The sequence below is a fragment of the Arcobacter sp. F2176 genome (assembly GCF_004116465.1).
GTDB lineage: Bacteria > Campylobacterota > Campylobacteria > Campylobacterales > Arcobacteraceae > Arcobacter > Arcobacter siniprincipis.
This window is the reverse complement of record NZ_PDJV01000024.1, coordinates 1-23,063: the sequence shown is the minus strand read 5'-3', so window position 1 is coordinate 23,063 and position 23,063 is coordinate 1. Positions and strand designations below refer to the sequence as shown.

General features: G+C 27.9%; 29 protein-coding genes. 12 read left to right on the top strand and 17 right to left on the bottom strand.

The genetic code is table 11. The features are described 5' to 3' along the window. Positions 1-3 precede the first annotated feature (3 nt). The 5 genes from dapA to CRU95_RS14735 are packed head-to-tail and all read left to right on the top strand — an operon-like array spanning position 4 to position 3,963. The gene (gene dapA, locus CRU95_RS14755) at positions 4-891 is read left to right on the top strand and encodes a 4-hydroxy-tetrahydrodipicolinate synthase (RefSeq protein ID WP_129101887.1); all 888 of its coding nucleotides are present in this window, start codon (positions 4-6) and stop codon (positions 889-891) included. After that, positions 891-1,670 (top strand): enoyl-ACP reductase, encoded by a 780-nt coding sequence (locus CRU95_RS14750; protein ID WP_129101886.1) that lies wholly within the window; start codon positions 891-893, stop codon positions 1,668-1,670. The genes dapA and CRU95_RS14750 overlap by 1 nt, the downstream gene beginning before the upstream one ends. After that, on the top strand, positions 1,670-2,212 hold the full coding sequence (gene pgsA / locus CRU95_RS14745) for a CDP-diacylglycerol--glycerol-3-phosphate 3-phosphatidyltransferase (protein ID WP_129101885.1): 543 nt from the start codon (positions 1,670-1,672) through the stop codon (positions 2,210-2,212). Before CRU95_RS14750 ends, pgsA begins: the two co-directional genes overlap by 1 nt. A gap of 9 nt (positions 2,213-2,221) precedes the next feature. After that, the gene (gene rseP / locus CRU95_RS14740; protein ID WP_129101884.1) at positions 2,222-3,274 is read left to right on the top strand and encodes an RIP metalloprotease RseP; all 1,053 of its coding nucleotides are present in this window, start codon (positions 2,222-2,224) and stop codon (positions 3,272-3,274) included. Between the two features lie 8 nt (positions 3,275-3,282). Next, complete coding sequence (locus tag CRU95_RS14735; RefSeq protein WP_129101883.1) at positions 3,283-3,963, top strand: YggS family pyridoxal phosphate-dependent enzyme; 681 nt, start codon at positions 3,283-3,285, stop codon at positions 3,961-3,963. Positions 3,964-3,970: 7 nt separating this feature from the next. Here CRU95_RS14735 and CRU95_RS14730 read toward each other — a convergent pair whose 3' ends face one another. The 6 genes from CRU95_RS14730 to CRU95_RS14705 all read right to left on the bottom strand — a co-directional run bounded on the left by CRU95_RS14730 (position 3,971) and on the right by CRU95_RS14705 (position 8,421). After that, positions 3,971-4,519 (bottom strand): hypothetical protein, encoded by a 549-nt coding sequence (locus CRU95_RS14730; protein WP_258238733.1) that lies wholly within the window; start codon positions 4,517-4,519, stop codon positions 3,971-3,973. A 79-nt stretch (positions 4,520-4,598) separates the two neighbouring features. Beyond that, positions 4,599-5,306 carry a ZIP family metal transporter gene (locus CRU95_RS14725; RefSeq protein ID WP_129101882.1) on the bottom strand — a complete coding sequence of 236 codons (708 nt, stop codon included), beginning with the start codon at positions 5,304-5,306 and terminating at the stop codon, positions 4,599-4,601. A 1-nt stretch (position 5,307) separates the two neighbouring features. Further along, positions 5,308-6,099 (bottom strand): indole-3-glycerol phosphate synthase TrpC, encoded by a 792-nt coding sequence (gene trpC / locus CRU95_RS14720; RefSeq protein WP_129101881.1) that lies wholly within the window; start codon positions 6,097-6,099, stop codon positions 5,308-5,310. Beyond that, the gene (locus CRU95_RS14715; protein WP_129101880.1) at positions 6,096-7,355 is read right to left on the bottom strand and encodes a hypothetical protein; all 1,260 of its coding nucleotides are present in this window, start codon (positions 7,353-7,355) and stop codon (positions 6,096-6,098) included. The genes trpC and CRU95_RS14715 overlap by 4 nt, the downstream gene beginning before the upstream one ends. Further along, a complete protein-coding gene (locus tag CRU95_RS14710) occupies positions 7,331-7,714 on the bottom strand; it encodes a YkgJ family cysteine cluster protein (RefSeq protein ID WP_129101879.1) in 384 nt (127 codons plus the stop codon). The genes CRU95_RS14715 and CRU95_RS14710 overlap by 25 nt, the downstream gene beginning before the upstream one ends. Continuing rightward, positions 7,711-8,421: a tRNA1(Val) (adenine(37)-N6)-methyltransferase gene (locus tag CRU95_RS14705; RefSeq protein ID WP_129101878.1), complete on the bottom strand. Its 711-nt coding sequence runs from the start codon at positions 8,419-8,421 to the stop codon at positions 7,711-7,713. Before CRU95_RS14705 ends, CRU95_RS14710 begins: the two co-directional genes overlap by 4 nt. 157 nt (positions 8,422-8,578) lie before the next feature. Between CRU95_RS14705 and CRU95_RS14700 the strand changes: the two genes are divergently transcribed. From CRU95_RS14700 to CRU95_RS14685, 4 genes are read left to right on the top strand one after another with little or no spacing between them, the layout of a single operon-like run. Then, the gene (locus CRU95_RS14700) at positions 8,579-8,893 is read left to right on the top strand and encodes a 4Fe-4S dicluster domain-containing protein (protein ID WP_013135938.1); all 315 of its coding nucleotides are present in this window, start codon (positions 8,579-8,581) and stop codon (positions 8,891-8,893) included. A gap of 2 nt (positions 8,894-8,895) precedes the next feature. Further along, positions 8,896-10,026: a 2-oxoglutarate synthase subunit alpha gene (locus CRU95_RS14695; RefSeq protein WP_129101877.1), complete on the top strand. Its 1,131-nt coding sequence runs from the start codon at positions 8,896-8,898 to the stop codon at positions 10,024-10,026. Between the two features lies 1 nt (position 10,027). Then, complete coding sequence (locus tag CRU95_RS14690; RefSeq protein ID WP_129101876.1) at positions 10,028-10,861, top strand: 2-oxoglutarate ferredoxin oxidoreductase subunit beta; 834 nt, start codon at positions 10,028-10,030, stop codon at positions 10,859-10,861. Positions 10,862-10,870: 9 nt separating this feature from the next. Further along, positions 10,871-11,428 carry a 2-oxoacid:acceptor oxidoreductase family protein gene (locus tag CRU95_RS14685; RefSeq protein WP_129101875.1) on the top strand — a complete coding sequence of 186 codons (558 nt, stop codon included), beginning with the start codon at positions 10,871-10,873 and terminating at the stop codon, positions 11,426-11,428. 99 nt (positions 11,429-11,527) lie between these two features. Here the strand turns inward: CRU95_RS14685 and CRU95_RS14680 are convergent, their stop codons facing one another. From CRU95_RS14680 to rpe, 7 genes are all read right to left on the bottom strand, one after another. After that, on the bottom strand, positions 11,528-12,538 hold the full coding sequence (locus CRU95_RS14680) for a hypothetical protein (RefSeq protein ID WP_129101874.1): 1,011 nt from the start codon (positions 12,536-12,538) through the stop codon (positions 11,528-11,530). A 97-nt stretch (positions 12,539-12,635) separates the two neighbouring features. After that, entirely contained in the window at positions 12,636-13,625 is a 990-nt protein-coding gene (locus CRU95_RS14675; RefSeq protein ID WP_129101873.1) for a hypothetical protein, read from the bottom strand. Further along, positions 13,622-14,473, bottom strand: a complete 852-nt coding sequence (locus CRU95_RS14670) for a hypothetical protein (RefSeq protein WP_129101872.1) — start codon at positions 14,471-14,473, stop codon at positions 13,622-13,624. Before CRU95_RS14670 ends, CRU95_RS14675 begins: the two co-directional genes overlap by 4 nt. 223 nt (positions 14,474-14,696) lie before the next feature. Next, the gene (locus CRU95_RS14665) at positions 14,697-15,239 is read right to left on the bottom strand and encodes an HD domain-containing protein (RefSeq protein WP_129101871.1); all 543 of its coding nucleotides are present in this window, start codon (positions 15,237-15,239) and stop codon (positions 14,697-14,699) included. After that, positions 15,239-16,087 carry a 3'-5' exonuclease gene (locus CRU95_RS14660; protein ID WP_129101870.1) on the bottom strand — a complete coding sequence of 283 codons (849 nt, stop codon included), beginning with the start codon at positions 16,085-16,087 and terminating at the stop codon, positions 15,239-15,241. The genes CRU95_RS14665 and CRU95_RS14660 overlap by 1 nt, the downstream gene beginning before the upstream one ends. Then, entirely contained in the window at positions 16,077-16,667 is a 591-nt protein-coding gene (locus tag CRU95_RS14655; protein ID WP_129101869.1) for a phosphoribosylanthranilate isomerase, read from the bottom strand. Before CRU95_RS14655 ends, CRU95_RS14660 begins: the two co-directional genes overlap by 11 nt. Before the next feature lies 1 nt (position 16,668). After that, a complete protein-coding gene (rpe, locus tag CRU95_RS14650; protein WP_129101868.1) occupies positions 16,669-17,310 on the bottom strand; it encodes a ribulose-phosphate 3-epimerase in 642 nt (213 codons plus the stop codon). A 140-nt stretch (positions 17,311-17,450) separates the two neighbouring features. On the opposite strand from rpe, the gene CRU95_RS14645 reads away from it, so the two are divergent. The 3 genes from CRU95_RS14645 to CRU95_RS14635 all read left to right on the top strand — a co-directional run bounded on the left by CRU95_RS14645 (position 17,451) and on the right by CRU95_RS14635 (position 20,418). Beyond that, positions 17,451-19,061 carry a hypothetical protein gene (locus CRU95_RS14645; protein ID WP_129101867.1) on the top strand — a complete coding sequence of 537 codons (1,611 nt, stop codon included), beginning with the start codon at positions 17,451-17,453 and terminating at the stop codon, positions 19,059-19,061. A gap of 44 nt (positions 19,062-19,105) precedes the next feature. After that, positions 19,106-20,119: a phospholipase A gene (locus CRU95_RS14640; protein ID WP_129101866.1), complete on the top strand. Its 1,014-nt coding sequence runs from the start codon at positions 19,106-19,108 to the stop codon at positions 20,117-20,119. Between the two features lie 62 nt (positions 20,120-20,181). Continuing rightward, positions 20,182-20,418 (top strand): restriction endonuclease, encoded by a 237-nt coding sequence (locus CRU95_RS14635; RefSeq protein WP_129101865.1) that lies wholly within the window; start codon positions 20,182-20,184, stop codon positions 20,416-20,418. A 47-nt stretch (positions 20,419-20,465) separates the two neighbouring features. Here the strand turns inward: CRU95_RS14635 and CRU95_RS14630 are convergent, their stop codons facing one another. From CRU95_RS14630 to CRU95_RS14615, 4 genes are read right to left on the bottom strand one after another with little or no spacing between them, the layout of a single operon-like run. Continuing rightward, positions 20,466-21,500: a HAMP domain-containing sensor histidine kinase gene (locus CRU95_RS14630; RefSeq protein WP_129101864.1), complete on the bottom strand. Its 1,035-nt coding sequence runs from the start codon at positions 21,498-21,500 to the stop codon at positions 20,466-20,468. After that, entirely contained in the window at positions 21,487-22,131 is a 645-nt protein-coding gene (locus CRU95_RS14625; protein ID WP_129101863.1) for a response regulator transcription factor, read from the bottom strand. Before CRU95_RS14625 ends, CRU95_RS14630 begins: the two co-directional genes overlap by 14 nt. Continuing rightward, entirely contained in the window at positions 22,128-22,385 is a 258-nt protein-coding gene (locus tag CRU95_RS14620; RefSeq protein ID WP_129101862.1) for a hypothetical protein, read from the bottom strand. Before CRU95_RS14620 ends, CRU95_RS14625 begins: the two co-directional genes overlap by 4 nt. Then, on the bottom strand, positions 22,382-22,822 hold the full coding sequence (locus CRU95_RS14615; protein ID WP_129101861.1) for a hypothetical protein: 441 nt from the start codon (positions 22,820-22,822) through the stop codon (positions 22,382-22,384). The genes CRU95_RS14620 and CRU95_RS14615 overlap by 4 nt, the downstream gene beginning before the upstream one ends. Between the last annotated feature and the right edge of the window lie 241 nt (positions 22,823-23,063).

Below are 23,063 nucleotides of genomic sequence, written 5' to 3'. Positions count from 1 at the left end.
TAAATGAATATAATTACCGGGGCAATGACAGCATTAATCACTCCATTTAAAAATGGAAGAGTTGATGCTGTTTGCTATGAATATTTAATCAAAAGACAAATAGCTCAAGGAATAGATGCAGTTGTTCCTGTTGGAACGACAGGAGAAAGTGCAACTTTATCACATAATGAACATAAAGAGTGTATTGAAATTGCAGTTTCAGTTTGTAAAGGAACAAATGTAAAAGTTATAGCAGGAGCTGGTTCTAATGCTACACATGAAGCTTGTGATATAGCAAAACATGCACAAAATGTTGGAGCTGATGGAATATTATCTGTTGCTCCATATTATAACAAACCTATGCAAGAGGGACTTTATCAACACTACAAAGCAATTGCCGAGTCTGTTGAAATTCCAGTTATGCTTTATAATGTTCCAGGAAGAACTGGAGTTGATATTGAAGCAGATACTGCAATTAGATTATTTGATGATATTAAAAATATCTATGCAATCAAAGAAGCAACAGGAAGTCTAGAGCGAGCAATTGAATTAAATGCAAAAAGAGCTGACTTTTGTGTAGTTTCTGGTGATGATCTTATTGATTTTCCTATGCTTGCAAATGGTGGGAAAGGTATTATTTCAGTTACTGCAAATTTACTTCCTAATTACAAAAGTAGATTAGTAAAATCAGTATTTGAAGGTGATTATGAAACAGGAAGAGCTATAAATAATGAACTATATGCACTAAATAAAATTATGTTTTGTGAAAACAATCCAATACCAATAAAAGCGGCTATGTATATTGCAGGATTAATGGATACTTTAGAGTATAGATTACCACTTACAAAACCAAGCTTAGAAAATATGAAAAAAATTGAAGAAATAATTAAAAATTATGAGGTAATAAAATAATGAGTAGTGAGATGAAGGGAAAAACATTAGTAATTTCTGGTGGAACAAAAGGTATTGGTAAAGAGTGTGTTTATAAGTTTGCAAGTAATGGTATCAATGTTGCTTTTACATATAATTCAAATCAACAATTTGCAGAAGATATTTGTAAAGATGTTGAAGAAAAATATGGTGTAAAATGTAAAGCATATCCTTTTAATATCTTAGAACCAGAAAAATATAAAGAACTATTTTTAGAAATCGACAAAGATTTTGATAGAGTTGATTTCTTTATCTCAAATGCTATGATTTATGGACGAGCAGTTGTTGGTGGATATGGTAAATTTATGAAACTAAAACCAAGAGGATTAAATAATATCTATACAGCAACAGTAAATGCCTTTGTTTGTGGTGCACAACAAGCTGCAAAAAGAATGCAACAAATTGGTGGTGGAGCAATTGTTAGTTTAAGTAGTACAGGAAACTTAGTATATATCGAAAACTATGCAGGTCATGGTACAAATAAAGCAGCAGTTGAAGCTATGGTTAGATATGCTGCAAATGAACTTGGTGAATATGGTATTAGAGTAAATGCAGTTTCTGGTGGTCCAATTGATACAGATGCACTTAAAGCATTTACAAACTATGAAGAAGTAAAAGCAAAAACTGCTGAATACTCTCCACTAAATAGAATTGGTCAACCAGAAGATTTAGCACAATCATGTTATTTCTTATGTACTAATGATGCATCATGGATTACAGGTCATACTCTAATCGTAGATGGTGGGACAACTTTTAGATAATGACAAAAAAATTAAATCTGCCTAATGCCTTAGCACTTTTAAGAATAGCATTAGCACCATTAATGTTATGGTTTTTAGTTGATAGGGATAGTGCCATTTTTTCTACTTGGCATCCCTCTTGGCTAGATTATTTTGCTGGACTTATTTTTGTGATAGCTTCAGTTACTGACTTTTTTGATGGATATATAGCAAGATCTTGGAATCAAATAACAAAACTTGGTGGTATATTAGATCCACTTGCAGATAAAATGCTTATGCTTTCAGGTTTCATAGGACTTGTAGCTATAAATAGAGCAAGTGCCTGGGCTATATTTTTAATACTTTCAAGGGAATTCTTTATAACAGGACTTAGAGTTGTTGCAATTGGTGAAGGTAAAGATGTAGCTTCAACAATGGCAGGAAAAATAAAAACTGTAGTTCAAATGATAGCTATTGGTTTTTTAATTATGAATTGGCCTTTTGGAACTGAATTACTTTGGTTTGCAGTTATATTAACACTATATTCAGGATATGAATATATAAGAGACTATTTTAAAAACTAAAGGATATTTGTGGGTACTATAACTTTTTTACTTGTTCTTTCATTTTTGGTATTTTTCCATGAATTAGGACACTTTTTGGCAGCACGATACTTTGGAATAAAAGTTGAAGTATTCTCAATAGGTTTTGGAAAAAAACTTTATTCTAAACAGTGGATGGGAACATCTTGGCAATTTGCATTAATACCACTTGGTGGTTATGTAAAAATGAAAGGTCAAGATGATACTAAACCAGGACTTGTAGAAGCTGGAAATGATTCATACAATAACAAAAAACCTTGGCAAAGAATAATAATACTTTTTGCTGGTCCATTTGCTAACTTTATTCTTGCAGCTATTTTATATTTTGCAATTGCAATTATTGGAGCAAATGCTTTAAGTCCAACAATTGGTCAAGTTGTAGCTAATTCACCTGCTGCAAAAGCTGGATTAAAAGTAAATGATGAAATTTTAAGAATAAATAATACAGATGTAAAACAGTGGAATGAAGTTGGAAAATATATTGTACAGTCAAAAGGTGCTCTTCAATTTTATATTAAAAGAGATGGTGCAGTTATTACAAGAATCATAAACCCACATATAAGTGATAGTGAAAATATATTTAAAGAAAAAATCAAAAAAAGAATGATAGGTATTGCCCCTGCACCTAAAGTAGTGAAATTAGATTTATCACCAATTGAAGCACTAGGTTTTGCCTATGACTCAACAGTAGAGTCATCAAAAATGATTTTTAAAGGTGTTCAAAAACTAATCCAAGGTGTAATTCCAAGTAGTGAAGTTGGTGGAGTAATAACAATAGGAAAAGTAATCTCAGATGCAAGTCAATCAAGTATCATTGCATTATTAACAATTACAGCTCTTATCTCAGTGAATTTAGGAGTTTTAAACCTTCTTCCAATACCAGCCCTTGATGGTGGACATATTATGTTTAACCTTTATGAAATAATAGCAAGAAGAAAACCAAGTGATAAAGTGTTTATGTACTTGACAGTTGTAGGATGGGTAATTCTTGGTTCACTTATGCTTTTGGGTATTTATAACGATATCTCTAGATTATTAAAGTAGGAGAATAGATGTTAACAAAACAGTTAGCTGTAGAAAATTTAGACAAATTAATAGAAAGAGTTGAAGCTGCAAGACTTCAAGTCTCTCATCATCATATAGTAAAAATCATAGCTATTAGTAAATATAGCCTATCAGAAGAAGTAGCAACTTTATATGATGCAGGTCAAAGAGCTTATGGTGAGAACAAAGTACAAGATTTAAAAGACAAAATGGAAAAACTTGAGGAGTTACCATTAGAATGGCATTTTGTGGGAAGACTTCAAAAAAATAAAATCAATAATTTGATTGATTTAAATCCAACATTGATTCAATCAATTGACTCTTTAGAATTAGCAATTGAACTTAACAAAAAATTAGAAGCAAAAAATAAAAAAATAAATGCCCTACTTCAAATAAACTCAGCTTATGAAGAATCAAAAGCTGGCGTTATGCCAGAAGAGGCAATTGAAGTTTATAAAAATATAATTGATACATGTGCAAATATAAATCTAAAAGGTGTAATGAGTATCGGAGCTCATGTTGAAGAAGAAGAAATTGTAAAAAAATCTTTTGAAACAACTAAGAAAATCTTTGATGAGTTAGCACCATTTGGAGCAAAATATTGTTCTATGGGGATGAGTGGGGATTTTGAATTAGCTATTGCATGTGGTTCAAATATGATTCGAGTAGGTTCAAGTCTATTTAAATAGACTTGAGTTACATTTTCTTATTTTTTATACTTAGAAATGATTTTATAACACACTTCATTCTCTCTTCTATATCACTACCATCTTCATCCATATAATCTGTTTGTATTTTGTAAACTATTTTTTTATCAATTTTAAATTCAAATACTAAATATCCTGCAAAAAAATTAGATTTTGAGCCTTTTTTATTTTTATCTTTTTTATCATTTTCCAAAATATAATAGTCAATTACAACTTTTTTATCTGTGTTTACTGTTTTTTCTTTGGGAATATTTTTTTTTAAAATAGAATCTGCTTTTTTTATATCATAGAATTCTTTTAAAATAGAAGGCATAAAAACTGAATAATTTATCTCTGATTTGGTTATATAATTATCTGATAGGAGTAAATCTTTAGCAAGTGATATTTTTCCAGGTGAATAAATTGATTCAAAAGTTACAGTTTTTTCTTGGCACTCTACCCTTTTACTTTTAGGATCATTTTTTGTCATATTTTCAAATATTCCATATGCAAAAAATAAGATAATAGTAGAAATTGTTAAAACTAATATTTTATTCATAAAAAACCCTATGTATTTAAATAAGGTTAATTATAAGAGTTTATTGTTAATTTAATGTTAAAAAATCTATAAGTTTTACTTATATTATAGATTCACCTAACATGCCAATTATAAATCCAAAGTTTACACCAATAGCAATTAATTTTCTTTTTTTATATTGCAATAATGGTGCAATATCTTGAAAGATAATATACATAATTCCACCCGCTGAAAAAAGCATCAAAGAAGAAGTAATCAAAATCTTATCTTCTAAAAATACATAACCTAATAGGGAAAAGATGAGTCCAACAAAACTTAAAATAAATAGTATAAAAAGTGCTTTATAAGATGAGTGTTTTAGTTTTTTTAGCTCAGTATATGAATTAAATGATTCTGGTAAGTTTTGTAAGGCTATAAAAATAGAGAGTAAAACTCCAACTTTATGGTTATAAACAAATACAGCACCTAAAGCTATAGATTCTGGAATAAAATCCAATAACATAGCTATTACTTGTGGTATTTTATATCTGTTCTTTTCAATTAACTTATCAAAAAAGAAAAAAGAAAGTCCACCTAAAATAAAAAGTGAAGTACTTAATAAAACAGGCAATTCTAACATCCCATCAGGGACTAAAACAAAAGAGATGGCAGAAAGCATTATTCCTGTTGAAAAAGCTATTAAGTAGTGAATAATAAGCTCTTTTAGCTCTTTATTATGTACTCTATTTTCAAAATAGTATGAAATCAAACCACCAATAAAAACTGTAGAACCAGCTAATAGAGAAAATAGAATAATTTCATAAATCATGTTAGTTTAGTGAGTTTTTAAACTTTTTCAACTCTTCTTCTATACTTGGAACTCTCATAAAATGTTCACCTATTAGAAAAGCATCTGCACCTATTTCGCTTAGATTTTTTATTATTTCAGTACTACTTACTCCACTTTCTGCAACGATAATTTTTCCATTTGGAATCATAGGTATTAGTTTTTCACAAAGACTCATATCCATCTCCATCGTTTCAAGATTTCTATGATTTATTCCTACAATATGTGCTCCACATTTCATAGCTTTTGTTAAATCTTCTTTATCATGAACTTCAACTAATACTTCTAGTCCTAAGTGAAGTGCGTATTCATATAACTCTTTTAAATCTTTAGTAGATAAACTTTTTGCAATAAGAAGTATAAAATCTGCGCCATAAACTAAAGCTTCCACGATTTGATACTTATCTAAAATAAAATCTTTTCTAAGAAGTGGTGTTGGAACATATCTTCTTATTTGTGTTAGGTACTCTAAATTTCCTTGGAAATAGTGAGGTTCAGTTAAAACAGAAATAGCATTTGCTCCATTTTTTGAATACTCTTGAGCAATAAATACTGGATCAAAGTCTTCTTTAATAACTCCCTTACTAGGACTTGCTTTTTTAACTTCAGCAATGATTCTAATTGGTTCTTCTTTAGTTGATGTAAGATATGGTTTTACATCTCTTGGAGCATATGGATTAGAACTTAAACTTCTTCCTAATAATTCTAAAGGTATCTCTTTTTTCCTTCTTTGTACATCTTCTAAAGTTCTCTTATTTATCTCATCTAAAATCATTTTTTACTACACTCCTTAATTTTCTTCCAATGCATTCTAATCTCACTATCACTAAGCCCTACTTCATCAACTACTTTTTTCATAAGTTTATAAGCAATTTTACAATTTTTCAATTTGTAATTTCCCCAAGCTTTTGAATCAATATAAGCTATATTATTTGGAGCTTTCTTTAAAGCTTCCTCAACATAAGCAAGACCTTTTTTTATGTCAACATTGTAATCAATTAAAATATAACCTAAATAGTTTTGATAAACATGATTATCTAAAACAGTTAGTACTTCATTAAATTTTTTAATAACATTGTCTAAAACTTTTCTTTTATCTGCTGCTGTTTCAAACTCTAAAATAGCAATTTGAGCCAATAAATCAACATTGCCATCTTGTTTATATAGTTTTCGCACTAACTTAAGGGCTTTTAGTGGTTGGTCAGTTCTTTTGTACAAACTCACTAGTTTTACATCATCTAATTTTTCTTTTTCTAGAAATAAAATTGCTTCATTTATATCTTTCTTCTCTAAGTATGAGATTAAAACTTTATATGTTTTATTAGCCATATCTTCGTTGTCTTCATTTTTATATGTTTGATATGATCTTTTTAAAACTGAAATAATTCCATCTACATTATTTTGTTCTTGATAAATAGATATCAATTTTGAACAAATATTTGAATCACAACCAAATAGTCTAACATGTGTTTCAAGATAAGCTAAAGCTTCTGGCTTTTTATTTAAATACGCATATAAAATATTTACAAGATTAAGAAGTGTATTTGAACTATTATTCATAGAATATGAAGTTTCAAAATACGAAGCTGCTTTTGTATAATCTTTTTTTACAAAATAAACATTTGCCAAAACTTCATAGTTTAGAGCACTTTTATATTTAGTTAAAAGTTTTTGTGCCACTTCTAAGGCTTTGTCTGTTTGATTTAGATTAAGTAATGAAACACAATATATTCTTAAAATAAGCTCTTGTTCTTTTACATTATCGCCAAGATGATTTTGTACTTTTTTTACAATATCTTTAAAATGACCTGTTGCCAAAGATGCTCTTAAATATCTTATATAATATTCATAGTTATTAGTATTGTCATATAATTTTTCATACAAAAATCTAGCTTGATTTGTATTACCTTGTCTTTCATATTCTAAGGCATATACAATATATAAATCTTCATTAAAATCTTTATCTACTTCTTTTGCAAACAAAGAACTTAGAAAAATAAATATTATTAAATATCTTTTATAGCTGGACACTCTTCTTTTACCTCATTAATTCTTGTTTTAAAATAATCCCAAAAAGGGAAAGTTCTACACTGTTTTGGTCTTGCTTCATACACAGAACACTGTCTTTTTTCCAAATCAAAAAAGACACAAGCATAATTATTTTCAGCCAATCTTTTTTCATTGATTGTATACTTATACCCTACTTTTCTTAAAAACTTATATACTAACTCATCTACTTCTATATTTAAAAGTTTTGCCAAATCTTCTTGTTCGGTTTTATTTATCCAAATATAACCGCTCTCACCTATGCAACAGTTTCCTGCGCAAGTATCACAAGCTTTTGGATTAAAACCATAGGGAAAATCATCTTGTTTTATTATTTCATTCATATATCAACTTTTATACTGTGTGTTGAAGATACTTTATAAATATCTTGAACCTCTTTAGTAAAATCTTTTTCATCAAATACAATAAGCGGACTTAATATTCGCATCAAAGATTTTGAATTTTTTCTTGCATAAATCAATACTAAAGTAGCATCTTTTCCAAGCTTTGGATGCACAAACTGCATCGACTCGATATTTAACTTATACTCATTTAAAAGGTGCATAATATCATTTAACTGCTTAACATCATAACAGAAGAAAAACTTACCGTTTTGATTTAATACTTTTGAAGTTTTTGATATAAAATCAACCAAAGGCATAGAGTCATTATATCTTGCTATTTTTATATTTTCATTTTCTGTTTTTACAACATTTGTATGATAAAAAGGTGGATTTGAAACACAAATATCAAAAGTTTTATCAAAACTAATATCTTGATATTTTCCTTTGTATATTCTTGATTCTATTTTATTGTTTTTAGAATTTATCTTTGTCAATTCTTGAAATTTATCCTGAACTTCGCATTGATTTAAATTTAATCTTGGATTATCTCTTGCAACTAAAAGTCCCAATATCCCACTTCCACTTCCTATGTCTAAGAGTTCACCTTTTATGTTTTTAAAGATTTTTAAATTTGTATTTATAAAATGATGTAAAAAGTGAGTATCACTATTGTAACAATAGCCATCTTGTGGTTGATATAGAAGCAAATAAAGCCTTTTTTATTTTTTTGTATTGTACTAAAAACTCTCTAATAATGCTTTGAAGTAAAATCACAATTGTTTATATAATATATTTAGCCTATATTAGATACCATTTTAATATATATTTTAATATTTTTATTTAATGAAAATAAAAGGAGATAAAATGACTTCAATGGAAACTCCACTTAATACACCAGTTTGGATTGATGCAAAAAGGTGTAAGGCGTGTGACCTCTGTGCTTCTGTTTGTCCAGCAGGCGTTCTTGCTATGACATATGATTCTACTTCGACACTTGGTTCAAAGGTTAGAATCATATCAAAAGAGTCATGTATTGGATGCGGTGATTGTGAATATGCTTGTCCTGATTTTGCAATAAGTGTAGCTACTAAACATGAGTACAAGTTTGCCAAACTAACAGAAGAATCAAAACAACGAGCTAGAATACTAAAAGAAAACAATTACAGAATCAAGGATTAATAATGGCAAGAGAACTAATATGTACAGGAAATGAACTTGCAGCTATTGCATCTGTTGATGCAGGATGTGAGTTTTTTTCTGGATATCCTATTACTCCCTCAAGTGAAGTTATGCATACACTTTCAGATTTGCTTCCAGCCTCTGGAGGTGCAGCTATCCAAATGGAAGATGAGATTGCAGGGATTTGTGCAGCACTAGGTGCTTCAATGAGTGGTAAAAAATCACTAACAGCCACAAGTGGACCAGGTATTTCACTAAAGGCTGAAAATATTGGTCTTGGATTTATAGCAGAAGTTCCCCTTGTAATCATAAATGTTATGAGAGGAGGACCATCAACTGGACTTCCTACTCGTGTGGCACAAGGCGATATTTTACAAGCAAAAAATCCTACGCATGGGGATTATAACTCTATTACTTTATGTGCAGGAAATTTATCTGAGTGTTATACTGAGACAGTTCGGGCATTTAATCTAGCTGATAGATTTATGCAACCTGTATTTGTGTTACTAGATGAAACAATTGGACACATGAGTGGGAAAGCGATTGTTCCTACACTTGAAGAGATAAAAAAGAGTATCTTCTATAGAAAAACTTTTGATGGCAAACCAGAAGATTATGAACCATACAATGCAGCTTCTGATCAACCAGCAGTTTTAAATCCTATGTTTAAAGGATACAAATATCACTACACTGGACTTCATCATGACTTCAATGGACATCCAACTGAAGATGAAACAATGTGTGAAAATCTAATAGAGCGATTATTTAATAAAGTAAATGCCCATATGGATGAAATAGAATCATATGAAGAGTATATGTTAGATGATGCGGATATTATGATTATAGCTTATGGTTCTTTGTCACTTTCAGCAAAAGAAGCAATAAATAGATTAAGAGATGAAGGTATAAAAGTAGGACTATTTAGACCAATAACACTTTGGCCAAGTCCAGCTAAAAAAATCAAAGAGTTATGTGATAGATTTGATAAAGTATTAGTTTGTGAACTAAACCTTGGACAATATATTCAAGAGATACAAAGAGCAAGCCAAAGATTGGATTTTGAAACTTTGTTTAAAGCAAATGGTAGACCAATAGCACCACTTGAAATAATCAAAAAAATCAAAGGAATGTAAGATGGCTTTTAATTATGATAAATATTTACGAATAAATAAAATGCCAACTTTATGGTGTTGGGGTTGTGGTGATGGTGTTATTTTAAAAGCCTTAATTAGAGCTATTGATGAACTTGGTTGGGATATGAATGATGTATGTGTAGTATCAGGAATTGGTTGTTCTGGAAGATTTTCTTCTTATATGAACTGCAATACAGTTCACACTACTCATGGAAGAGCAATAGCTTATGCCACAGGTATCAAAATGGCAAATCCAGACAAACATGTGATTTGTGTAACAGGTGATGGAGATGGTCTTGCAATTGGTGGTAATCACACAATTCACGGATGTAGAAGAAATATAGATATAAATCACATAGTTGTAAATAACTTCATCTATGGTCTTACAAACTCACAAACAAGTCCAACAACTCCCCAAGGAATGTGGACAGTTACTATGAAAAGAGGAAATATCGACCCTACTTTTGATCCTTGTAAACTTGCAATTGGAGCTGGAGCTTCTTTTGTAGCAAGGGAGAGTGTAACAGAGCCTAAAAAACTAGAAAGACTACTAAAAAATGGTCTAAGTCATAATGGATATAGCTTTTTTGATATCTTTTCAAACTGCCACATAAACTTAGGAAGAAAAAATAAAATGAACTCAGCTATGGCAAATCTTGATTGGATAAAAGAGATAACAGTTCCAAAAAATAAATTTGAAAAACTAAGTGATGAAGAAAAAGTTGGAAAATTTCCAACAGGTATTTTAAAACAAGATGAAGATGCCAAAGAGTACACAGACCAATATGAAAAAGTAAAAACAGCTCAAAAAAACAAAACTGCTGTTGAATTTTAAGGAACTAATATGAGTAAAATATTGATGAGATTTACAGGTGTTGGTGGTCAAGGAGTTTTACTAGCAGGAGCAATCTTCGCAGCTGCAAAAATCAATGCAGGTGGATACGGTCTAAAAACTGCCACATATACCTCACAAGTAAGAGGAGGAGCAACAGTTGTTGATATAACACTAGATGACAAAGAAATACTCTACCCATACGCAAATGATGGAGAGATAGACTTCATGCTATCAGTTGCCCAAGTTTCATACGACCAATTTAAAAATGGAGTAAAAGAAGGTGGAGTAATAGTAGTAGAGCCAAACCTAGTAAAACCTACCCAAGAAGATAAAAAAAGATGGAAAATCTACGAAATCCCAATCATCACAATAGCAAAAGAAGAAGTAGGAAATGTAATAACCCAATCAGTCCTAGCCCTAGCAATTGCTAACTTCATGACAGGAGAAAGTATAGACAACAAAATATTAAGAGAAACAATGCTCTCAAAAGTACCAGCAAAAGTACACGAGATAAATAACAAAGCCTTTGATTTGGGCTTGGAGTATGCTAGACAAGTGTCTGGCTGATACTTTGATTTCTACCTTTAGCTAAGTATCATTTTTATAAAGGTAGAAATTTATAATATATAAGCGATATTCCATCTAATACTATTATTTCTTGATTAATTATTTATATAGATTTTTCATTTTCGCATTAAAGTATTTTATTACTTCTTCTGTATCTTTTTTTAATCTAGGGCAATACTTTTCACTTACTTGTAATTTACTATATGCCCATTCTTCTCTATCAAATATAGATTCATAATAAAAAGTTTGATTTTTGTATTTTGAGTTTAAACTCATCTGTTTTATTACTTTTATATTTTTTATCAAGTTTACATACTCTATATCATCACAATTTGCTTTTCGTGTTTGTTGTATTTTAAAAGTTAGAATATATGTAGAAAGTCTTATTTTCATATAAATATCATTAACTATATTTTCATTTTGTTTATTAGCAAGAGGTAAATATTTTTTGGAAAAAACATGATAATTTGTATTAATATCATTTAAATTTTGTAGGTACTCTTTATTTAAAAAAGCTTTTTTATCTTCTGTTGTATATTCACCTAATAAAGACATAACCTCACCTATCAAATTAGTCATAAACTCATATTTATATTGTGTGATTCTTGGTACATCAAAACTAAAATCATCTGTTGCTAATCTTTTAATCTTGTTTACTATCTCTTTATAGTGTTGTTCATATTCCTCTTTGGTATATATATTTTTATAAGATAAGGACATATCTTTTCTATCAGGATATCCACCTATACCATGAATACCTCGAAAAAGAATTACATACCAATAGACATCTTCTGATGATGTTTTTGGAAGTAGTTTAGTTCCAGTTTCATATTCTTCTTGCATTTTATTTAATAGAGGAGTCATTAAAAAGTTGTCATAATCTACAAAATTATGAAGCTTAGATATATAATTACGATATTCCATTGCTTTTATAAAATGTTCTGATGCTTTAGGATTTGGAGATTTACTTAAAGGAAACTCATTAGTAGATATTTGAATAGTACTTGTAATATAAAGAAAAGAAATTTGAATTAAAATAAAAGCTAAAAATACTAAAATAAAATATTTTAATTTTAACTTATTAAATATATATATAAATAATCTTCTCATACTACTTCGTATTTAGCATTAATATAAAGTACATATTAATACTATCAACCTCTACTTTCTCAATATAAAGTTTTTCATTTGCACTCATTAACTACTCCTAATTTCCCTCTTTAATAAAAATATCATCATAATTACAATTCACATACATCTTAAATGGATTATCAGAATATTTTTTGTCATATCTTGTATTTGGAATTTTAAGTCTTTGAAATAAAATTTCCTTTCCTTTTCTTCTACTAGCTGAACTATTAATTTCATTAACATATTCTCTAATCTTTTTTTTAGAAATAAAAATATCTCTAAAATATTTTTTATCGTTTTCACATTGAAAAAGATTATTTTTTATCTTATAAAATAAAATCATACTTGATATATACAAACTATTATTATAAAATCTATGATAATCACCATAAAAATTATTATAATTTTTTCTAAGAAAGTTATTTACATTATGCTCTTTTAAAAAAAAATTTCTTTTTTCATATAAACTAAGAAAGTTATTAAAAAAACTTTTCTCTTTTAGCAAGAGTTTAATATTTTTTTTTGATATTGTTTCATTTTCTAAATCTACTTTTAATTCTGTTGTATAAACATCTAGTAAATCAAAAAAAGCTTGTACTATATATTTATTATCTTTAAATGACTTATCGATAGGGTCATTATCCGCTAGTAAAACAATATATTTAAAAGTATCATCCAAAAATTTATAACCATACTCTTTCCCATGTTTCTTAAGCATATTCCCATATCCTCCAGAACTTAAATTATAAGGCATCATTTCAAAAACATGAAACCAGATAGTACGCTCACTATCAATTGGTGATAATTTAGATATTCCTCTTTTATAAAAATAATCTCTAGCATTTTTAATTGGTGCTATTATTGGATTTTTATAATCTATTCCTGCTTTTACAAGCATTGAGTAAAAGAAATGAATTGTTAATGCATTTACATAATCTTTTCTAGCTTCAATATGAGTTTTAGGAGCATTTATTACATACCGTTTATAATGAACTAAATAAAGTCCAACAATAAAAATTATAATTATTGAGAATATTAATAAAAGTTTTTTTTGATATATTTTCAAAATCTATTCTCCATTTTAGAGGTCTTTTTTGAATCTTCTTTTATATTTTTTATATAAGTTAAAAAATCAGAAAATAAAAGTTTCATAATTAAAAATTGTGCAAAAACACTTGTCCAAATAGCACTTAATAAAAATGCTTGTCCAAGAAAACCAAAAGGAAAGGAATATAAATATATAAAAATTGCACTATCTTTATATTTAGAACGATGTAAGTGAGTTTCATTAAAGAGATAATAAATGAAAATAAAGATGAAAATGAAAAAGAAAAAAGAATATATTTTTTCTTTTAAATTAATATTTTTATATTTTATTCTAAAATAAAAACTTCTTTTATTATTTAAACTGTAAATAAGTAAAAAAACAAAGACAAAAATAGAAAAAATTGCAATCCATGAAAAACAAATCATATATGATTGAGGATTAAAAGTATGCAAATAAAAATTTTTGTACAACACTTTAAATAATTTTTTAAAAAAAGGAACAAAGAAATCTAAGCTTGATTCAGTATACAAATTAAATAGTGTGAAAACTACTCCAAATAAAAATGAAGCAATTACAAAATAGAATATAATTCTAGATTCAAAACGAAATTTATCTAAAGAGTATGATTTATTTATATCAATCATTTTTTGTAGCTCAGGGTCTTTTAACTTTTTATCTACATAGTATTTATGAGTTAAACTTTTTTTATACTCTTCTATCTCTTTTCTTCTCTCAATTCTTTCAGTTCGAGCTTGATGTCTATATTTATGTACCTTTTTAATTAAATACTTTGATGCAATTATTTTTTGCTCTATTTTTATAACAATAACTACCATTAAAATAAAAAATAATATAAGATAAATCAATTAACATTCCTATCATTTACATATAATTATTATATATAAATTATCTTAATTATCATTTTATATTTAAATAAATAACAAAATCTATTCATTAAAAAATTATTACATAAAACTCAGATTTTTGTTCAAATCAAGGCAGACAAAATATTAATAAAGGAGCTTACTAAAGTAAGTGACTGCAATTAATATTGCAGCCGAACGCAGAGTTGGGCAAAAAGCTGAGTTTTTATTTTATGTAGGTTCTGTAGATGTTAATCTTATCTTCCAATCTCTTCGATAAAAACGGATTCGCATTTTTCAAACAGCTCAAAATAAACTTTGATTCTTGAAAATAGTTATAGATTTTCTCATTATCCCAAGATTCTGGTGGTTTTTGTAAGTTTGTGATTCTATCTGCTAATTTTACACATTGTACTGCGTAGCTTTGGGTTAGTAATCTATTTATATTTTCAGCCATTTGTTGTTTTTTAGACTCAATTGATGGGTCTTTTGTTAAGGCTTCAACGCCACTTGCAATTTCATCTCCAAACTCTTCTATTAGTTCACTAATAGTTGCATTTGTATCTTCTAATACATCATGTAATAGAGCAACTTGTATTGCAAAATCTGCATCTTCAAGTTTTACATTACCTTGTTCACAGGCATGCATCATCTCCATAGCAACTGATGCTAGATGGGTAATATAAGGTAAGCCTTTGGGAGTTTTTTGTTCTCCATGTGCCTTTGCTGCAAAGTTTAGAGCTTTTAGGTATTTTTCTTGTGAAAACATCAATCTTCCTTTTCTATTTTATTTTGTCTGTTTTGTTTATTTTGTTTTGCATTATTATTTTTATTATTGATTATATTATCAGATTTTGAAAAAGCTATCAAATCTTCAGCTGTTAGAATTTTCTCTGGTAATTTTGAAAGTGATTCTTTTAAGATATAAGTTGTGCTTAAAGCATCACTATAGGCTCTGTGTTGTGTGTCTATATCTATATGCAATAAATCTTTTAAAAAGTCTAAACCATATCTTTGAGCTTCTATTGTTCTCTTTGACAAATCAATAGTGCAAAGCTTTCTATTGTGTAGTTCACCTAAGTTATACTTTTTAAATGATTCTGAAATAAATCTATAATCAAACTTGATATCATGGGCAACAAAAACATCATCTTCTAAAAATATCTTAAACTCTTCAAGTACAGTTTTTAATACTGGCGCATCTTTTAACATACTAGGAGTTATATTTGTCACTTCTTGGATATAAGGAGGTACATCTTTTGCATAAACTAGGGATTCATAACTATCTATTATCTCACCATTTTTAAGTTTTACTGCACCTATTTCTATGACTTGCCCTTTGTTTACATTGCTTCCATTTGTTTCAATGTCTACGATACAAAAAACTTGGTCTTTTATTTGATTTTCTTTTGTTTTTAAAAGTACTTTTTCATCAATAATATCTAAGGGGAAACCATTTGATAAAAGAAGTTCTAGTTCTAAATTGGCATCAGCAAAAAAAGTATTTTTCATAGACTCAATTAGCGTTAATAACTCATCTAAAGTATTTAGTCCTTTTTTAATTCTTGATACGATAATATCACTGTTTGAAGGTAGAGTTTGTTTTTTAGATTTCATGGGCTACTTTTACAAAGTCAATCATTTTTTGATTATCTTTTTTCCCTTTGCTTTGTTCTACTCCACTACTAACATCTACTCCATAAAAGCCAAGACCTTCTAGCTCTTTTAGATTTTCAGCTTTTAATCCACCTGCAAGTATTATTTTAGAACAATCAAGTCCCTTAAACCAATCAAGGGCTATTCTTTTACCCTCTCCTCCAAAGCCTGGAACAAAGGCATCTACTAATTTGAAATTATCTTCTAAGTCTTCTAAGTCTTCTTTTGATTCTATTCTTTCAACTTTTATGTATGTTACTTCAAGGTTATCAAACTCTGTGGTATCTTCATCATCTATTATTTGTGCCAATTGCATATGTGCAACTTTACAGATGTCATTTATATGTTTTGATGACTCATTTACAAAAAGCCCTACTGTTTGCACAAAAGGAGGAAGTTGTTCAACTATTTTTTTAGCATCAATTGGCCTTATATATCTAGGACTTGGCTCATAAAATACAAATCCTAAAGCATCAGCTCCTGCATTTATCGCATCAAGGGCATCTTCTAGATTTGTTATACCGCAAATTTTTACTTTCATATTACACCTGAAGAGATTTTATTGCTTTTGAGTAATCATCCTGTGAAAATACAAAAGAACCAGCTACAACAACATCAACTCCCGCAGCTTTTAATTCATGGATATTTTTATCATTTACTCCACCATCTACTTCAATTAGACAGTTTGGATTTCTTTTATTTATAAGCTCTTTTAGTTTTTTACTTTTTTCAACAACACTTGTAATAAACTTTTGTCCACCAAATCCTGGGTTTACTGACATTAGTAAAACCATATCTAAATCTTCAAGTAAGTATTCTATTGATTCAGGAGTCGAGTGTGGGTTTAGTACGATTGCTGGTTTTATTCCATAGTCTCTTATTTTTTGTATAAGTCTATGTGGGTGTTTTTCACTTTCTATGTGAAATGAGATATATTCAGGTTTAAGTGGAGCAAATAAATCCACAAAAAATGTATTGTTTTCTACCATCAAATGTACATCAAGTGGTTTTGTAGCAATCTTTGCAACAGGAGTTACAACAACTGGTCCTAAAGTCATATTTGGTACAAAATGACCATCCATAACATCCACATGAATCAAATCACAACCACCATCACAGATTGCAGTAATCTCTTCATTTAATTTACCAAAATCAGCTGATAGTATCGAGGGGGCAACTAACATAAAAATACCTTTTTCTTTAATTGTGGCGATTATATCATTTTTTTTAAAAATATAAAATAAGTGCTTTACAAATATAGTGCATAATTTTCTAATAATATTTTAGATAGTATAAAAGTCATAAAAAGGATTTATTAAATAAGATGACTAAAATAAGTAATGAAGATAAAAAAATATTTTTAAAAATGATAAAAGTCAAAGACCTAGAAGAATTAAAAAAGCTAAATCTGACTGAACCATATTATCAATATATCACAATCTTGTGGGAAAAAGATGATATTGAAGGACTTGAATATCTTAGAAACAATCAACTTATAAATGATAATGATATATTTTTACTTACATTTATGAAAGTAAAAGATGGTAGAAATTATGATTTCACTTCACTTCTTAAAATGATTAAAAAATATTTACAAGATGCACCTTTAGTTATTGAAGATGAAATTATATTAAAAAATCTATCTAGGGATTCTGCACTTGAGTATGTGAAAGATTGGATTTCAGCTGGAGCTGTTTTTGATTATGAAAAACTATTTGATTACTCTTTCTTAGGAAGTACTACTTCACATGAATTTACAAATTATTTACTTGATAACTTTGAATTGAGTACAGAACTTATTAAAAGCGTAGAATATCCTGCAAAAGTGAAATACAACAAAAAAGACCCACTGATACAAAAGCTTATAAAAAAAGGTATGGCTTATGAAGAACCTACTTTAAAAAAAACAAAAATAATAAAAGAATTTGAACTAACAAAAGAAGAGTCTTTAGATAATATATCATTTATCAATAAAACCAAAGTAGTCCTTAAAATATATAATAAAGAAAAAAAAGAATCAAGACTTGATATTTTTTGTTTAGACACAAACAATACAATAAATAGCTTGACAATCAAAGATAACTCTTTGGTTTACTGTGCGTGGAGAGAGGGAATAGCTGTACTTACACTCCAAGGTGTCACATTTATGCCTTTATATGAAAATTCTAATCCTATTTATTATGAGATGAGTAATCCTGATGATTTAAAACATTTAACAAAAGATGAATTTTTAAGAATTCCCGATTATTCAAATGTAATAGCTATAAATGATGATACTTTATTAGTACATTTATATACCCCTGCTAAAAAAGAAGGCAGAGCTTTAAGCATACTAAAAATAAAAAAATCAACTTGTCAAATGCTAAACATTTATAAAGAAATAAACGAACCTGAAATCATAGACATGCTAGGAATAAATGAGCGTAGTCCCTCTTATATTTATTTACATGAGTGTACATATAGTCATGATAAAATTTGGTGCATAGTTGAAGGAAGTAGTATAAATAGGCAACTAAGAGGAGAACATCCTTATACTTTACTCACAAGTTATCATTATAGTGAAAATATGGATTTAGTAAGCCCTTCAAGTAAAACTAACATATTTAAAAAACTATTAAACTCTTTTTCTAATAGTGATGAAAAAGAGGAAAATCAAAATAATATATTTAAATGGGAAAAAACAAAAATCAAACTAGAAGGTGCAAAAAGTTTCTTTAGTGATGATGGTTTGTATATTTGGAGTTTGATGAAAGGTAAAAACAAAATGTTTTGTCAAAAGATAACAGATACTAAGTTTTTATATGAGATAAGAATCACAGCTTCTCAAAATTTAAAAGAAATACCTTTAAATAAAGTATCTGTATGTATGTATGACAAACAACACTTTATATTATATGATTTTTCTCGTTGGAATTTATGTGAAGTTATAAATTAAATAAAAATTACGCTAACATAACAAATATTTTTATAGGAAGACAAATGAGACAAATATTTATACTTATATTTTTAATAACAACAATTTTTGCAAATGAAAACAATGATGAGCTATATGCAAAAGCTAAAAAATACGAAGATGAGCATAACTACAAAGAAGCTATGCTTATATATAAACAAATAGCAAAAAATGGGCAAAAAAAAGTATCTACTTTAGATGCTCAAACAAAAACAGATGAAGCTACTTTATTTATAGATAAAGATAAACTAGCAGAAGTAAAAGCAACTAAAAAAGTATTAAATCCAATTGAAGACAAAGAGACAAACAATACTCTATCTCAAATTTTAGCCTCTTCTTTTGACCTTTATCCTTATGATGAAAACTATCTTTTGCCATTTTCTTATACTTCAAAATCTAATAAAGATAGAAAACATGTAGAAACTGTATTTCAATTAAGTGTAAAAAAACCTATTACTTATAACTTCTTTGGTTTAAAAGAGAGTATTAACTTTGGATATACCCAAACTTCATGGTGGCAATTATATTCTGAATCTTCTCCTTTTAGGGAGACAAATTATAGACCTGAAGTTTTTGTTACAATCCCTTATGGGAAAAAAGGTAAAACATATTTAAAATCACTTAAATTTGGTTTTTTACATGAATCAAATGGACAAGGGAAAGAAGATTCTAGATCATGGAATCGATTATATGCTCAAAGTTATTTCCAATTTTCAAGCTTGTTTTTTAGTCCAAGAGTTTGGTATAGAATTCCTGATGATTCAGATGATGATAACCCTGATATAGAAGATTATCTTGGATATGGAGATTTAACTTTTTATTTACCATATAAAACACACACATTTAAACTATTGCTTAGAAATAATCTAAAATTTGATGATTCTAATAAGGGTTTTGCACAATTCAATTGGAGTTTCCCATTATGGGGTTCAAAAAATACCTTTGGATTTGTTCAGTTATCTAGTGGTTATGGGGATAGTTTAATTGATTATAACAAAGAAGTAAATAGAATTAGTTTTGGAATTAGCCTTTCAAGATAAAACTTACACTTAACTAACACTTTATTTATATACTTTCACATCTTTAAAAAAAGGAGTGAAATATGAAGTTAGGTAAACAAATAGCAATTTTTGCAATATTAGGGGCAACGGGATTATTCGCTGCTGGAATTAATGATGTAAATGTATTAGTAGATAAAATCAATACAGCTACTAATTTAAATGAAAGAAGCCAACTATTGAAGAAACTTGATGCAAGGCTTTCATCAATGGGGCAAGAAGACCTTATTACCGCTCAGCAAATTATTAATACTAAACTAAAAATATCGAAAGTTCTTTAAGTAGTAAAAATCATCTTTGAGTTTTTCAAAGATGATTTTTACTCAACCTATTTAAAAATAAGTTCTATCTTTGTACCCTTATCAATCACACTAGTTATATTTATATTTATATCCAAAATATCACAAAGCTGTTTTACAATACTCATACCAATACCAAGTCCTGTCTCATTCTCTTTATAATATCTTTGAAATACTTTTTTTACATCTTTAATGCCTATTCCTGTATCTTCTATTATAAGTTTTTGGTTTTTTGTACTTATGCTTACTTCCCCATTTTTTTTGTTATATTTACAAGCATTGGTTAATAAATTATCAATGATACGATCAAGGGCATTTTTATTACTTTTTATTATTAGATTTTCCATATTTTTGTTAAATTTGATTTTAGGGTATAACTTATGCAAAATCTCAATTTTGGCATTGACAAGTTCCTCTAATGAAACATCTTCACTTTTTGCCATTTCATTTGGAGTTATTAGTTCTAAATTTTTATACAAAGAAGAGATACTTTTAGCACTAAGTTCTATTCTCTCAATCTCTTCAAAATCCCCTCTTCTTCTTAATAATTTAGAGTTTAGTAAAATAGAAGTTGCAGGAGTATTTAAATCATGGATTAAGTCTTTTAAAAAATCTTCCAAAAGACGCAAAGCTTCTTTCATAGGTCTTAGTGAATACATAGCAAAACCAACAGAAAGAAAAAGAAGAGAAAAAGATACTATTATTGAAAACTTGAAAATTTTTATCAAAAAATCTTGATAAACTTTTTCATACTTTTTTTTGTCATAAATAACTTTTAAAAGATAAGGTCCAGTTGTTGGGATTTGGAAATAAGCACAAAGTCCCTCTTCATAATGGTAGATTTTGAAAAGTTTTTTTTGTTTATCATCTTGTACAATATCTAGTGAAAACTTATCACCTTTGAAATCAAAGGTATAATCTTTCATTTGGTATAAGATATTTTGTTCTATATCTTTTATTTTATCCACTTGATACATATACAAAACAATACTAGCAAGTATTAATAAAGGTATGAAAAATAGAGCAATCGTAGTAAGAAGTGATTTTTTCTCATAATTTTTCAAGTCTATATCCTATACCTTTGATATTACTTATTTCTAAATCTAAAACTTTTTTTAATTTACTAATCAAAACTCGAAGTGCTGGTTCACTTGGTCTATTCATACAATCAAAAAATGATGACTTATCAACAGTCATACCGATATTTCGCATAAGTAAAGAGAAAATATCTTTTTCAACACTTCCAAGTGTTACTTCAACATTATCTTTTATAACCCTACTTTCAAGTAAATCAAAAGTAATATCTTTGTATTGAACAACTGGATTTTTTCTTTTTAAAGTTGCTTGAATACGGGCTAAAAGTTCATCTAAATCAAATGGCTTTTTAATATAATCATCACAACCATAATCAAAACCTTTTAGAGTCGATTTGATATCAATCTTTGCTGTAATAAAAAAAGTAGGAGTAGAATCTTGGGCTTCTCTTAAAAGCTTTAATGTCTCCATTCCATCAAGCAAAGGAACATTTACATCAAATAAATAAAGGTCATACTTATTATCATAGGTATATTCTAAAACCTCTTCCCCATCACTCACTAAAGTTACAGCATAGTTTTCTTGTTCTAAAATTTGCACCATAGTTTGAGCTAGGATTTCATCATCTTCAAGAAGTAAGATTTTTAGTTTTTTACTCATTGTTCTATTGCTTTTTCATCAAAAAGTTCGTTAGGCATTTTTTCTTTTGCTTTTATAATTGCATCAGATTCTTGTCTTGCTTTTATATTTTTAGTAGCCAATTCTTTTTTTAGTTTTTCTATTAATTCTTTTTTTTCTTGAGGTGTTGAAGCTTGATTTACTTTTTCAAGTAACTTATCTACTTCTTTTGTTTGAGCAAATAAACTTGTTGCCAAAAATAAAAATAGAATAATCAAAGATTTAAAAAAAATCATTTTTTATCCTTTTTCTCTTCAAGTATTTTTATACTGTTTTTTAATTTTACAAGTGGATTAGACGAGAATTCACTTAAGTCACAATTACTCTTTTTAGCTAATTCATAATTTGAATTATAAGAATCATTTGCTATATTTATATTTTTTGCAAAAACTGTAGGAGAACTACTTTCTATTAAAAAAAGTTGTGCTTTTGCTCCAACTATATCATTTTTTGAAAAATATCCATCTTCAAACTCTTTTTCAATATAACTTGCTGCATAATTCACTACTTTTTTATATTTATTACAATACTTACTATTGATATTTTCTTTTATTTGTTTTTGCAAATCTTCATTTTTATTATTTGGAGATACTTGACTTGTATTTTGTAAACTGCATCCAATTAAAAATATTGAAAAAGCTATTATAAAAGGTATTTGTAATAGTTTATTCATTTAAATTTTTCCTTTTATTGTGAAACTCTATTTTATTTAACTTAATATTATTTAGTTATATTACTAAATTACATGAGAAACTATTTTTTAATCATTATGGAATAAAACTATTCCAAAGGGATAGAATTATAATCTAATACTCATTAAACATCAACATTTACATATAAAATAGAAGATTATAGAACTAATACATAACTTACACTTTATTTATATACTTCCATACATTTAAAAAATAAGGAAA

Coding starts and splice junctions, on each gene's coding strand:
- CRU95_RS14690 (WP_129101876.1), top strand. CDS start 10,028: ATGGCTTTTAATTATGATAAATATTTACGAATAAATAAAATGCCAACT.
- CRU95_RS14615 (WP_129101861.1), bottom strand. CDS start 22,822: ATGAATAAACTATTACAAATACCTTTTATAATAGCTTTTTCAATATTT.
- CRU95_RS14725 (WP_129101882.1), bottom strand. CDS start 5,306: ATGATTTATGAAATTATTCTATTTTCTCTATTAGCTGGTTCTACAGTT.
- CRU95_RS14655 (WP_129101869.1), bottom strand. CDS start 16,667: ATGAAAGTAAAAATTTGCGGTATAACAAATCTAGAAGATGCCCTTGAT.
- CRU95_RS14750 (WP_129101886.1), top strand. CDS start 891: ATGAGTAGTGAGATGAAGGGAAAAACATTAGTAATTTCTGGTGGAACA.
- CRU95_RS14695 (WP_129101877.1), top strand. CDS start 8,896: ATGGCAAGAGAACTAATATGTACAGGAAATGAACTTGCAGCTATTGCA.
- CRU95_RS14735 (WP_129101883.1), top strand. CDS start 3,283: ATGTTAACAAAACAGTTAGCTGTAGAAAATTTAGACAAATTAATAGAA.
- CRU95_RS14640 (WP_129101866.1), top strand. CDS start 19,106: ATGAGACAAATATTTATACTTATATTTTTAATAACAACAATTTTTGCA.
- CRU95_RS14635 (WP_129101865.1), top strand. CDS start 20,182: ATGAAGTTAGGTAAACAAATAGCAATTTTTGCAATATTAGGGGCAACG.
- CRU95_RS14730 (WP_258238733.1), bottom strand. CDS start 4,519: ATGAATAAAATATTAGTTTTAACAATTTCTACTATTATCTTATTTTTT.
- CRU95_RS14710 (WP_129101879.1), bottom strand. CDS start 7,714: ATGAATGAAATAATAAAACAAGATGATTTTCCCTATGGTTTTAATCCA.
- CRU95_RS14625 (WP_129101863.1), bottom strand. CDS start 22,131: ATGAGTAAAAAACTAAAAATCTTACTTCTTGAAGATGATGAAATCCTA.
- CRU95_RS14620 (WP_129101862.1), bottom strand. CDS start 22,385: ATGATTTTTTTTAAATCTTTGATTATTCTATTTTTATTTTTGGCAACA.
- dapA (WP_129101887.1), top strand. CDS start 4: ATGAATATAATTACCGGGGCAATGACAGCATTAATCACTCCATTTAAA.
- trpC (WP_129101881.1), bottom strand. CDS start 6,099: ATGATTTTAGATGAGATAAATAAGAGAACTTTAGAAGATGTACAAAGA.
- CRU95_RS14700 (WP_013135938.1), top strand. CDS start 8,579: ATGACTTCAATGGAAACTCCACTTAATACACCAGTTTGGATTGATGCA.
- pgsA (WP_129101885.1), top strand. CDS start 1,670: ATGACAAAAAAATTAAATCTGCCTAATGCCTTAGCACTTTTAAGAATA.
- CRU95_RS14685 (WP_129101875.1), top strand. CDS start 10,871: ATGAGTAAAATATTGATGAGATTTACAGGTGTTGGTGGTCAAGGAGTT.
- CRU95_RS14665 (WP_129101871.1), bottom strand. CDS start 15,239: ATGTTTTCACAAGAAAAATACCTAAAAGCTCTAAACTTTGCAGCAAAG.
- CRU95_RS14660 (WP_129101870.1), bottom strand. CDS start 16,087: ATGAAATCTAAAAAACAAACTCTACCTTCAAACAGTGATATTATCGTA.
- CRU95_RS14680 (WP_129101874.1), bottom strand. CDS start 12,538: ATGAGAAGATTATTTATATATATATTTAATAAGTTAAAATTAAAATAT.
- CRU95_RS14645 (WP_129101867.1), top strand. CDS start 17,451: ATGACTAAAATAAGTAATGAAGATAAAAAAATATTTTTAAAAATGATA.
- rpe (WP_129101868.1), bottom strand. CDS start 17,310: ATGTTAGTTGCCCCCTCGATACTATCAGCTGATTTTGGTAAATTAAAT.